Origin of the sequence: Novosphingobium clariflavum (assembly GCF_026420865.1) — a bacterium.
Taxonomy (GTDB): Bacteria; Pseudomonadota; Alphaproteobacteria; order Sphingomonadales; family Sphingomonadaceae; genus Novosphingobium; species Novosphingobium clariflavum.
On sequence record NZ_JAPCWC010000013.1, the window covers coordinates 107,029 to 118,557 of the forward strand.

Genomic DNA, 11,529 nt, shown 5'->3' on the forward strand with positions numbered 1-11,529 from the left:
GCTGCCGCCCGCGATCCGAGGATCAATAGCCTGCCGTGAAGCGCGCGCGGCCGTGCTTGTGGGCTTCGAGTTCGTCGACCATGGCGATGGCGTAGTCGGCGAAGCTGATCTTGCTCTCGCCGGCGTCATCGGTGACCAGCTGGTCGGTGCCGGGGCGGTAAGTGCCGGTGCGCGGGCCTTCGAAGATCAGCGCGGCGGGGGAGAAGAACGTCCAGTCCACATCGTCGGTCTGGCGCAGAGCCTCGAGGAAGGTGATGCCGCCCATGGCTGGCGCCTTCCACTCTTCGGGAAATTCGGGATCGTCGATCACGCGCACGCCGGGGGCGACTTCGAGGCTGGCGGCGCCGCCGGTAACCAGCAGGCGCGGAACGCCCGCCTTGCGCACGGCCCCGAGCAGCGTTTCGGCCGGGACGTCGAAGTGCAGCGCGCTGATGACGGCGTCATGGCCGGCGATCAGGGCGGCGAGCGCGTCGGTGTCGGAGGCATCGCCGGCCTTGGCGGTAACGCCGTCGATCGTGGCGATCTTGTCGGGGTTGCGGGCGATCGCGAGGACCTCATGACCGCGCGCGGCGGCTTCCTTGACGATTTCCGATCCGGCGCGGCCGCTGGCGCCGAGGACTGCAATCTTCATATCGATTCTCTACTAGGTATCCAATGGTGACTAGGTGTGCTATGGATCGTTTCCATGCAAGAAGGCACCTTGATCGCACCGGGTTACCCCGAGGAAACCGCCATGCTCCGCGCGCCGGATGTCTACGCCGCCAATTGCCCGACGCGGCAGTTGCTTGACCGCGTGGCCGACAAGTGGAGCGTGTTGATCCTGCTCACGCTCGGCAATGGCGAGATGCGCTTCAATGCGCTGAAGCGGCGCATCGACGGGATTTCGCAGAAGATGCTGAGCCAGACCTTGCGCTCGCTGGAGCGCGATGGGCTGGTGCTGCGCGCTGTCGTGCCAAGCGTTCCGGTGACGGTGAGCTATGCGATCAGCCCGCTGGGCAGGGAACTGCTTGGCGCGCTGCAGGCGATGATCGACTGGGCCGAGGCGCGCATGGGCATGGTGGCGCAGGCGCAGCGCGATTACGACGCACGCGAGCGCGAACTGTCCGCCAACTGGAATTGATGGCATTCCGGCAGGGGCGGGTGGAGGCTCCGACGCGCTCATCCACAGGCGTAAGCCCTTGGCAATTTCCTTGCGCGCTCCTAAAGCCGGGGCCGACCAGCCCCCGAGGAGAAGTGCGGCCATGAACTCGACCCCCTATAAACGCGTCCTTCTCAAGTTGTCGGGTGAAGTTCTCATGGGGAGCCAGCAGTTCGGGATCGATTCCGATTTCGTTGCCGAGCTTGCCAAGGAAGTGAAGGCGGCCAAGGAAACCGGCCTCGAGATCTGCCTCGTCATCGGCGGTGGCAACATCTTCCGCGGCATGGCCGGCGCCGCGCGTGGCATGGACCGTGCGCAGGCCGATTACATGGGCATGCTGGCCACCGTGATGAATGCGCTCGCGATGCAGAATGCGCTGGAGCAGCTTGGCGTGGAAACCCGCGTGCAGTCGGCCGTGCAGATGGACCAGGTCTGCGAGCCGGTGATCCGCCGCCGCGCCGAGCGCCATCTCGAGAAGGGCCGCGTGGTGATCTTTGCCGCCGGTGTCGGCGCGCCTTACTTCACCACCGATTCGGGCGCCGCGCTGCGTGCTGCCGAAATGCGCTGCGACGCGCTGCTCAAGGGCACCAGCGTCGACGGCGTCTACGACAGCGACCCCAAGAAGAATCCCGACGCCAAGCGTTACGATACTGTCGATTACGACACTGTCCTGGCCGATAACTTGCAGGTCATGGACGCATCCGCCGTCGCGCTTTGCCGTGACAACAATATTCCGATCGTCGTCTTCTCGATCCGCGAGCAGGGCAATCTTGCCAAGGTCCTCGCGGGCCAGAGCACCAAGACGATCGTCCAGAAAGGAGCCTGATCCATGGCCAAGTACGACAAGGGCGACCTCGAACGCCGCATGAAGGGCGCGATCGACGCGCTCAAGCACGACCTTTCGGGTCTGCGCACCGGCCGCGCCAACACCGCGCTGCTCGAGCCGATCATGGTCACCGTCTACGGTGCCAACACCCCGATCACCCAGGTCGCCACCATCTCGGCGCCCGAACCGCGCATGCTGTCGGTGCAGGTCTGGGACAAGTCGAACATCGGTCCCGTCGAAAAGGCGATCCGTTCGGCAGGCCTCGGCCTCAACCCGATCAACGACGGCAACACGCTGCGCCTGCCGATCCCCGACCTCACCGAGGAACGCCGCAAGGAACTGGCCAAGCTCGCCAGCTCCTATGCCGAGAAGGCCCGCGTCGCCGTGCGCAACGTGCGCCGTGATGGGATCGAGAACCTGAAGGCCGACGAGAAGAAGAAGGAAATCTCGGAAGACGAGCGCAAGCGCGGCGAAACCGAAGTCCAGAAGCTGACCGACGACATCATCAAGCAGCTCGACGAGGAATTCGGCCGCAAGGAGAAGGAAATCCTCGGCAAGTGAGGCCTTGCGGTCTTTCTGAGAGGATCGTCTGACGAATGGCGAAGAGTGAACCTGCTGCCGTACGCCACGTTGCCATCATCATGGATGGCAACGGTCGCTGGGCGAAGAAGCGCCACCTGCCGCGCGCGCTGGGCCACCAGCGCGGCGTGGAGGCGGTGCGCCGCGTCGTGCGCGGAGCCCGCGAACTGGGGCTGGAGGCACTGACGCTCTACGCCTTCTCCACGGAGAACTGGCGCCGTCCGGAAGAAGAGGTCTCCGACCTCATGAGCCTGATGAAGCGCTTCATTCTGTCCGACCTCGACGAGTTCGCGGCGGCGGGCGTGCGTCTCAAGATCATCGGCGATTACAAGGCCTTCAAGCCGGAACTCGTCGAACTGGTCGAAGGCGCGATGGCGCGCACGGCGGGCAACACGGGGACAACGCTTGCCGTTGCGCTCAACTATGGTTCGCAGGACGAGATCGCCCGCGCCGCCACCAGGGCGGCAGCCAAGGGGGCCATCACGCCCGAGACCATCGCGGCGGAGCTCGACACGGCAGACCTGCCGCCGCTCGACCTGCTGATCCGCACATCCGGCGAAGTGCGCCTTTCGAACTTCCTGCTCTGGCAGGCAGCTTATGCCGAGATGATCTTCACCGACGTGCTCTGGCCCGACTTCAACGTCGATCACTTGCGCGCGGCGCTCGAGGAATTCGCGCAGCGGGAGCGGCGTTATGGCGGCCGCTGATCCAGCCCGGAAGAAATCCGACCTCGGTGTACGCACGGTCTCGGCGGTGGTGATGCTGGCGGTTGCCGGTTCGGCGCTGTGGCTGGGCGGTCCGGTGTGGATGGCGTTTGTCGGCGTGGTTTCGCTCGGTGTGCTGTGGGAGTGGGTACGGCTCTCCCGTGCGGCGATCGCCGGGCCTGCCGCGCGCGGCCTGATGAACTTTGCGGGCATGTTCTATGTCGGCGTCGGCGCGGCGATGCTGCTGTTCCTGCGCAATCCGGCTTTCAGTTTCGGGCCGGTGCTGACCGTGCTGCTGACGGTGATCGGTGTCGATGTCGGTGCCTATTTCGCCGGGCGCAGCCTGGGCGGTCCCAAGATTGCGCCGGCCATCAGCCCGTCCAAGACCTGGTCGGGGCTGCTCGGCGGCGTGCTCGGCGCGACGCTGGTGCTGTTCGGCGCCGCGCGGCTCTGGCAGGAAGGGCTGGTCTCGGTCCTGGTGCAGGGCAATGCGGCCGACGGCCCCTCGTGCTTCGGTGCCCAGCCGTGCTGGTATCTGACGGCCCACGCCGTGCCGCTGTTCGCGCAGTGCCTGATGACGGGCATTTTCGTGGCGGTCTGTGGGCAGGCGGGCGATTTCTTCGAAAGCTGGCTCAAGCGCCGTGCGGGCGTGAAGGATTCGGGTAACTTCATTCCCGGTCATGGTGGTTTCTTCGACCGCGTCGACGGCCTTCTGGCAGTCCTGTTCCTGCTCGCCTTCATGATCGCCTTCCAGCCAAGGTAACGGTGCGATGACCGCGCAACGCTCGATCTGCATTCTCGGAGCCACCGGCTCCATCGGCGCCTCCACGCTCGACCTCGTGCGCCGCAATCCGGCGCAGTGGCGCGTCACGGTGCTGACTGCCCATTCCAACGTTGCCGAACTGGTGAAACTGGCGCGCGAATTTGCCGTCGATCTCGCCGTCGTCGCCGACGAGGCGCACTTGCCGGCGCTGCGCGAAGCGCTCGGCGGGTCTGGCATCGAGACGGCGGGCGGTCCGCAGGCACTTGTCGAGGCGGCGGCGCGCGGCGCCGACATGACGGTTGCGGCCATCGTCGGCTGTGCGGGCCTGGCGCCGACCATGGCCGCCATCGAGCAGGGCAGGGTGATCGCGCTTGCCAACAAGGAAGCGCTGGTTTCTGCCGGTGAAGTGATGATGGCGGCCGTCGTCCGTCACGGCGCGACGTTGCTGCCAATCGATTCCGAACACAACGCGATCTTCCAGTGCCTGCAGGGCAACGACATCGCCAATGTACGCTCGATCACGCTGACCGCCAGCGGCGGTCCGTTCCGTGACTGGTCTTGGGAGCAGCTCCAGGCGGCGACCCCGGCTCAGGCGGTGAAGCACCCCAACTGGGACATGGGCGCCAAGATCAGCGTCGATTCGGCGACGATGTTCAACAAGGGCCTCGAACTGATCGAGGCGCATTATCTCTTCCCGGTCGGGCTCGACCGACTGCGCATCGTCGTCCACCCGCAGTCCGTCGTCCATTCGATGGTCGAATATCGCGACGGGTCGACCTTGGCGCAGCTCGGGCCTTCCGACATGCGGGTGCCGATCGCCTCGGCGCTCGCCTGGCCGAACCGCATGGACACGCCCTGCGCGCCGCTCGATCTTGCCGCGATCGGGGAGCTGACCTTCCGCCAGCCCGATGAAAATCGTTTCCCGGCAACACGTCTGGCGCGCCGTGCGGCCGAAGCCGGCGGGGCGATCCCGGCCGTGCTCAACGCCGCCAACGAGGTGGCGGTGGCCGCCTTCCTGGCAGGTCAGATCCCGTTCACGCGGATTGCCGCAGATGTCGAAGATGTGCTGGGCGCCTATGCGCCGCCCGCGCCCGCCAGCCTGGACGACGTGCTGGCGGTTGACGCGGAGGCCCGCGCAAGGGCAAGCATGGTGTCGGGACCTGCGTGAGCCGATCGTCGGCGACTTCACGTCTAGGCCCTATGGAGTGTGCCTGAATTGACCGGATCGCCCAATCTGCTGACGACGATCTTCGCGTTCCTGCTTTTGCTGGGTCCCCTGGTGCTGGTGCACGAGCTGGGCCATTACCTTGTGGGCCGGCTGTTCGGGGTGAAGGCCAATGCCTTTTCGATCGGATTCGGCAAGGAGCTGGCGGGCTGGACCGATCGCCGCGGCACCCGCTGGAAGCTCTCGGCTCTGCCGCTGGGCGGCTATGTGCAGTTCGCGGGCGACATGAACCCGGCCTCGGCGCCAAGCGCGGCCGAGGATGGCCTGACGGCGCAGGAGCGGGCGCGTACCTTCCATGTGAAGCCGCTGTGGCAGCGCGCCCTGATCGTGCTGGCCGGGCCGCTCACCAATTTCCTCGTTGCGGTGCTGATCATCGCTGCCTTCTATGCCGCTTACGGCAAGGCCGTGGCCGTGCCCGAAGTCGCGAACTTCCTGCCGGGCTCGCCGGCGCAGTCGGCAGGTGTGGAGATCGGTGACCGCATCGTTGCGGTCGATGGCCGTCATGTCGACAGCGTGACCGACGTGCCGCAACTGGTCATTCCCTTCCCCGGCCGCACCATCAGCCTGACGGTCGTGCGCGAAGGGCGCGAGGTCAGCCTGCCGGTTCGCCTCGGCGACCGCACGGAAACCGATCGGTTCGGCAACCAGTCGCGGGTAGGCGAACTCGGCATCAATTTCTTCGTTCCGAAAATCGGCGCGTTCTTCGGCGATTCCGCCGCGCAGAAGGCGGGGCTGAAAGTCGGCGATCGCATCGTCGCGGTCGGCGACCATGCCGTGCGCAGCTTCGACGAGATTCCCCCGCTGGTGGAGAACCAGGCCGGACGCCAGGTCATGGTGACGGTCATGCGCGCGGGCGAGGCCCATGTCGTGCCGGTTACGCTGGGCGAGATGGCGGCGGTCGATGCGCAGGGCAAGCCGGTGCGGGTCGGCGTGCTGGGCATTCGCCCGGACACCGGCACGCGCGTGCCGGTCGGCGTGATCGAGGCAGTGGGCCTGGGCGTGGGCAACTGCTTCGATACCATGCACCTGATGGTCTCGGGCATCGGCCAGATCTTCTCGGGCGAGCGCTCGGTCAAGGAGTTCGGCGGGCCGATTAAGATCGCCAAGTATTCGGGCGAGCAGTTCAGCCTCGGCTGGGAGGCGTTCGTCTCCTTTGCGGCGCTTATCTCGATTAACTTGGCATTCATCAACCTCCTGCCAATCCCGGGCTTGGACGGAGGACATCTGGCATTTTACGCGGCCGAAATGGTTCGCCGCAAGCCGCTGGATGTGCGCAGTCAGGAATGGGCGATCCGCACCGGGGTGGCATTCGTGCTGGCCTTGATGCTGTTCGTCACGGTCAACGATCTGGCTTCGCTCCCGATTTTCGGGGGATAGCCTGGAGAAATCTTCTCAGATCACATTTCTGCCGGGATTGACTGCTTGATTGGGCGACGTCCATCGGGCAGACGGGCGCGATTGCCCGCCGGGGAGGCGGGTAGCCTGGCGGATCACTCTGTAGAGCCTCGCGTAAGCGCATACGGGAACTTGCTTGAATGATGGGATGGGAAATGGGTCGCAGCATTGACGCTCGCCGTGCTCCTCAGCTTGCCGCAATGCTGCTGGGCACCACGATCCTTGCTGGCGTGCCCGCCGCGGCCTTTGCGCAGAGCGCTGCCGCTGCCAATGCTCCTGCCGCCGCGCCGGTTGCGGCCGAGGCAGCCACGCCGATTCAGACGATCCAGGTCGTCGGGGCCGAGCGTCTGGAGGCGCAGACGGTGCTGTCGTACATCAAGCTGCGTGTCGGCCAGCCGTACACCAAGGCTGCTGCGGACGGCGCGCTGAAGGATCTTTACGGCACCGAACTGTTCGCCGACGCGCAGATCGCCAACGACAACGGTGTGGTGACCACCACGGTCAAGGAAAACCCCGTCGTCAACCGCATCATCCTTGAGGGCAACAAGCGCATCAAGGATGACAAGATCATGCCGGAGATCAAGGTCGCTCCGCGCCAGATCTTCACGCGCTCGAAGATCCGCGCCGACGTCGCCCGCATCATCGAGCTGTACAAGCGCCAGGGCCGCTATGCCGCGACCGTCGAGCCGAAGATGGTCATGCTTGACCAGAACCGCGTCGACATCGTCTTCGAGATCACCGAGGGCGACAAGTCCAAGGTCCGCCAGATCAACATCATCGGCAACGAGCACTTCTCGGACGGTGACCTGCGTTCGCAGATGGTCACCAAGCAGGCCCGCTTCAGCCGCGTGTTCTCCTCGAACACGACCTACGATCCCGATCGCATGGCGTTTGACCAGCAGAAGCTGCGCCAGTTCTACCTGACCCAGGGCTACGCCGACTTCCGCGTGGTTTCGGCCGTGGCCGAACTGACGCCGGACAAGAAGGACTTCATCATCACGTACGTGGTGGAGGAAGGGAAGCGCTACAAGTTCGGCGACGTCAAGGTCGAGAGCCAGCTGCGCGACTTCGACGGCGACAAGCTGGCGAAGAACCTCGCGATCCACAAGGGTGACTGGTACAACGCCAAGCTTGTCGAAGACACCATCGAGGGCCTGAACGACACCGCCGGTGCCTTCGGTTACGCTTTCGCCGACGTGCGTCCGCAGTACAGCCGCGACAAGGACGACCTCACCATGGGGTTGACCTTCGTGATCCAGGAGGCGCCGCGCGTCTATGTCGAGCGGATCGACATCAACGGCAACACGCTGACCCAGGATAAGGTCGTGCGCCGCGAATTCCGTCTGGCGGAAGGCGATGCGTTCAACTCGCTGCAGGTCAAGCGTTCGACCAACCGCATCAAGTCGCTCGGTTACTTCCAGGAGAAGTTCGAGGTCGAGCAGAAGCCCGGCAGCGCCGACGACCGTGTCGTGCTCGAAGCCAACGTCGAGGAAAAGCCGACCGGCCAGCTCCAGCTCTCGGCCGGCTTCTCGAGCCTCGAGCGCTTCATCTTCCAGGCCTCGATCCAGCAGCGCAACTTCCGCGGGCGCGGCCAGACGATCGGCCTTTCGGGAAGCTATTCGTCCTATTCGAAGTCGGTCGAGGCGAACTTCGTCGAGCCCTACCTGTTCGACAAGAACGTCTCGCTGGGTCTCGACATCTATCGCCGCGACTACAACAGCTTCAACTACATCAATTCCAATCGCAACACGAACTACTCGCAGACCACCACGGGCTTCCAGGTCCGCGCCGGTGTGCCGCTGACCGAGTATCTGACGGCGATCGCCCGCTACACGCTCAATTACGACGACGTGTCGGTCGACAAGCCGACCTACTATTCGTACCGCGTCGATCCCAGCGTCTACCAGTGCGACCCGCTCTATGCCGGGCGCTATCTGTGCGACGCGCTGGGCAAGCGTCTCAGCTCGATCCTCGGCGGCTCGATCATCTATGACACGCTCGACAACCGCGTGCGCCCGACGCGTGGCCAGACGGCCTCGATCAACGTCGACGTGGCGGGCCTGGGCGGCGACGTGAAGTATGCCCGCGTGGTCGCCAAGGCGGCCAAGTACTGGCCGCTGGGCAAGGGCTTCATCTTCTCGCTGTCGAGCGAGGGCGGCGCGATCACCGGGTGGGGCGGCGACGACGTGCGCCTGACCGACCGCTTCTACCTTGGCGAACCGCAGATCCGCGGTTTCGGCATCCGCGGCGTCGGCCCGCGCGTGACCCGCCAGTACTTCACGACCAGCGATGATGGCACCGTCACCAACGGCACCAAGTCCGACGACGCGGTCGGCGGCAAGTACTACTACATGAACCGTGCTGAACTCGAGATTCCGCTGGGCTCGGGCGCGCGCGAAATGGGCCTGCGTCCGTCGATCTTCGTGGATGCCGGTGCGGTCTGGGGCAGCAATTTCAAGAAGTCGGACCTTACCGACTGCTCGAGTGGCTGTATCCCGACTTACTACGTGCGCAATTCGGATGGCACGAACTCCACGTCCACCACGACGAGCGCGACGGATTCGTCGACTGGTTTGGCCAATACGCCGACGGGCGATTATGCCTACAACTTCACCGAAACCTTCGCGGGTGATTCCTGGCATCCGCGTGTTGCGGTTGGTTTCGGCGTGAACTGGAACTCGCCGTTCGGCCCGTTCCGCATCGACATCTCGAAGGTGCTCCTCAAGGAGACCGGCGATAACACCAAGACCTTCACATTCAACGTGGGAACGCAATTCTGATGACCAAGATTCTCAAGTCCGCCGCGCTGGCCTCGGGTCTGGCTCTTGCCGCTCTGGCTTCGCCGGCGTTCGCACAGGCCGTTCCGGCTTCGAAGGTCGCCGTTGTCGATCTCGACCGCATCGCCAAGGAATGCAACGCGTGCCGCACCGCGAACCAGGCCCTGCAGGGCCAGGTCCAGGCTTTCGAAGCCCGCCGCAACCAGCTTGCCGGCACGCTGCAGCCTGAAGCCCAGGGTCTCGAGACCGCCGTCAAGGCGCTGAACGGCAAGCAGCCTGACGCCGCCCTCCAGGGCCGCATCCAGGCCTACCAGCAGAAGGAACAGCAGGCCGGTCAGGAACTGCAGGGTCAGCAGGTGCAGATCCAGCGCAACCAGGCCTATGTCGGCCAGCAGATCCAGCAGGCGCTGGCCGGTCTCTACAAGCCGGCGATGACCAAGCGCGGTGCCAACGTGCTGGTCGAAGTCGGCCAGACCCTGGCCTATGACCCGACCCTCGACATCACCAACGACGTGCTGACCGCCCTCAACGGCGCGCTTACCACGATCAACACCACCGCTCCGGCGCCGCAGCAGGCACCGCAGCAGCCCGCCACCTCGGGCCGCTGAGAGCAGGGCGGGCAGAGCGATGAGCGAACCGACTGAATTCGTGTACGATACCGCGAAGATCCTGGCGGCGTTGCCGCATCGCTACCCGATGCTGCTGGTCGACCGCGTGGTCTCGTTCGACGAGAACGAGATCCATGCGGTCAAGGCCGTGAGCTTCAACGAGGACTTCTTCCAGGGCCATTTCCCTGGCCGTCCGATCATGCCCGGCGTCCTTCAGATCGAGGCGCTGGCGCAGGCGGCGGGCATCCTTGCCATCGAATCGCTCGGGCTCGCCGGTACCGGCAAGCTCGTCTATTTCATGGCGATCGAGGAAGCGAAGTTCCGCAACCCGGTGACCCCGGGCAACCTGCTCGACCTGCGTGCCGGCTTCGTCCAGAAGCGCAGCCGCGTCTGCAAGTTCTGGGGCAAGGCGTCGATCGGCGACAAGGTGACCTGCGAGGTCAACTTTACCGCGATGATCGCCGACGCCTGATCGGGCGAGGGAGAAGGGCGCGTCTTTCGGGCGCGCGGTCCTTCGCCCTTGCATTTTCGAGGTTCCCGCTGTAAGGGCGCCGCTTTCCCAGCAGGCCGGTCGGAACCGGCCACATGCGAAGAGAGATACGACATGAAGGCCGATACGCATCCCGACTACCACATGATCACCGTCCAGATGACCGACGGCACCACCTTCCAGACCCGCTCGACCTGGGGCTCGGAAGGCGACACGCTGGTTCTGGACATCGATCCGACCTCGCACCCGGCCTGGACCGGCGGCAAGGCCCAGCTTCAGGACGGCGGCCGCGTGGCCCAGTTCAACAAGCGTTTCGGCGGCCTCACGCTCAAGAAGAACTGAGCGCGAAGCAAGCTTCACGAACACGAAGAAGGCGGTCCTCACGGGCCGCCTTTTTTGTTGCCTGTTTTGTTGCCTGTCGTGCGCGCCGGAAGCCCCGCGGTGCGCGCGGGCCTTCCGCCAAACGGTCTCTCAGGCGCCGAAGTCGATCAGCAGGTTCCATTCCTCGGCGTCACCGGGGACGGCGCGCAGGAATTCCATGCCTGCCGAGTCGCGGCCGGGAGCGCCGCTGCGAACCCAGCGGACCACGGCCTTGAGCGGTGGGCGCGGGCCGATGCCGATGCTGATGAAGCTGCCTTGCCGCAGCGTGCCGGTCGGGCCGGTCACGCAGCAACCGTGCAGCGAGACATCGGTGAGGCGGACATCGAGGCGCTCGCCCGGCGCGGTCTGCAGCCAGGCGGCGAAGCTGGTGGTGTGGCGTTCCTCCCGGCGTCGTTCGTCGCAGGTATCCTGCTGCTGCATCTGCGCGGTGGAATAGAGCCGTGCGAGCGGGGCGTTCATGCCGTTCTGTCCATTTGTATCGTGCGACCGATGTGTGTTTGCAGGGGTTGTGGCAGACGATCGTTAACGGGCCATCACCGGGCGCAACGGGTTGTGCCCTGCGGGGAGGGGGGGGAGGGGGGGGGGGGGGCTTTTGTGGGATGTTTGGGGGGAGGTTGCTTTTTTTGGGGGGGGGGCCTGTGCG

Annotated in this window: 13 protein-coding genes; 11 read left to right on the forward strand and 2 right to left on the reverse strand. The window is 65.1% G+C overall.

The window, feature by feature from the left end:
* Positions 1-22: 22 nt before the first annotated feature.
* Positions 23-631 carry an NAD(P)-dependent oxidoreductase gene (locus OKA11_RS16140; protein ID WP_267222119.1) on the reverse strand — a complete coding sequence of 203 codons (609 nt, stop codon included), beginning with the start codon at positions 629-631 and terminating at the stop codon, positions 23-25.
* Between the two features lie 54 nt (positions 632-685).
* On the opposite strand from OKA11_RS16140, the gene OKA11_RS16145 reads away from it, so the two are divergent.
* The 11 genes from OKA11_RS16145 to rpmE all read left to right on the forward strand — a co-directional run bounded on the left by OKA11_RS16145 (position 686) and on the right by rpmE (position 10,847).
* Entirely contained in the window at positions 686-1,120 is a 435-nt protein-coding gene (locus tag OKA11_RS16145; RefSeq protein ID WP_379489322.1) for a winged helix-turn-helix transcriptional regulator, read from the forward strand.
* A gap of 121 nt (positions 1,121-1,241) precedes the next feature.
* Positions 1,242-1,964: a UMP kinase gene (gene pyrH / locus OKA11_RS16150; protein WP_267222121.1), complete on the forward strand. Its 723-nt coding sequence runs from the start codon at positions 1,242-1,244 to the stop codon at positions 1,962-1,964.
* A 3-nt stretch (positions 1,965-1,967) separates the two neighbouring features.
* Positions 1,968-2,525: a ribosome recycling factor gene (gene frr / locus OKA11_RS16155; RefSeq protein WP_142632800.1), complete on the forward strand. Its 558-nt coding sequence runs from the start codon at positions 1,968-1,970 to the stop codon at positions 2,523-2,525.
* 35 nt (positions 2,526-2,560) lie between these two features.
* Positions 2,561-3,250 (forward strand): polyprenyl diphosphate synthase, encoded by a 690-nt coding sequence (uppS, locus tag OKA11_RS16160; RefSeq protein ID WP_142632802.1) that lies wholly within the window; start codon positions 2,561-2,563, stop codon positions 3,248-3,250.
* Complete coding sequence (locus tag OKA11_RS16165) at positions 3,237-4,010, forward strand: phosphatidate cytidylyltransferase (RefSeq protein ID WP_267222125.1); 774 nt, start codon at positions 3,237-3,239, stop codon at positions 4,008-4,010. The genes uppS and OKA11_RS16165 overlap by 14 nt, the downstream gene beginning before the upstream one ends.
* A 7-nt stretch (positions 4,011-4,017) precedes the next feature.
* Positions 4,018-5,178: a 1-deoxy-D-xylulose-5-phosphate reductoisomerase gene (locus OKA11_RS16170; RefSeq protein ID WP_267222127.1), complete on the forward strand. Its 1,161-nt coding sequence runs from the start codon at positions 4,018-4,020 to the stop codon at positions 5,176-5,178.
* 48 nt (positions 5,179-5,226) lie between these two features.
* Positions 5,227-6,612: an RIP metalloprotease RseP gene (gene rseP / locus OKA11_RS16175; RefSeq protein WP_288804121.1), complete on the forward strand. Its 1,386-nt coding sequence runs from the start codon at positions 5,227-5,229 to the stop codon at positions 6,610-6,612.
* A 173-nt stretch (positions 6,613-6,785) separates the two neighbouring features.
* On the forward strand, positions 6,786-9,410 hold the full coding sequence (gene bamA / locus OKA11_RS16180; RefSeq protein ID WP_267222131.1) for an outer membrane protein assembly factor BamA: 2,625 nt from the start codon (positions 6,786-6,788) through the stop codon (positions 9,408-9,410).
* Positions 9,410-10,015 carry an OmpH family outer membrane protein gene (locus tag OKA11_RS16185; protein ID WP_267222133.1) on the forward strand — a complete coding sequence of 202 codons (606 nt, stop codon included), beginning with the start codon at positions 9,410-9,412 and terminating at the stop codon, positions 10,013-10,015. Before bamA ends, OKA11_RS16185 begins: the two co-directional genes overlap by 1 nt.
* A 19-nt stretch (positions 10,016-10,034) precedes the next feature.
* A complete protein-coding gene (gene fabZ, locus OKA11_RS16190) occupies positions 10,035-10,487 on the forward strand; it encodes a 3-hydroxyacyl-ACP dehydratase FabZ (RefSeq protein ID WP_142632814.1) in 453 nt (150 codons plus the stop codon).
* 132 nt (positions 10,488-10,619) lie between these two features.
* The gene (rpmE, locus tag OKA11_RS16195; protein ID WP_142632816.1) at positions 10,620-10,847 is read left to right on the forward strand and encodes a 50S ribosomal protein L31; all 228 of its coding nucleotides are present in this window, start codon (positions 10,620-10,622) and stop codon (positions 10,845-10,847) included.
* A gap of 129 nt (positions 10,848-10,976) precedes the next feature.
* On the opposite strand, the gene OKA11_RS16200 is transcribed toward rpmE, so the two are convergent.
* The gene (locus tag OKA11_RS16200) at positions 10,977-11,345 is read right to left on the reverse strand and encodes a PilZ domain-containing protein (protein WP_267222136.1); all 369 of its coding nucleotides are present in this window, start codon (positions 11,343-11,345) and stop codon (positions 10,977-10,979) included.
* Positions 11,346-11,529: the final 184 nt, after the last annotated feature.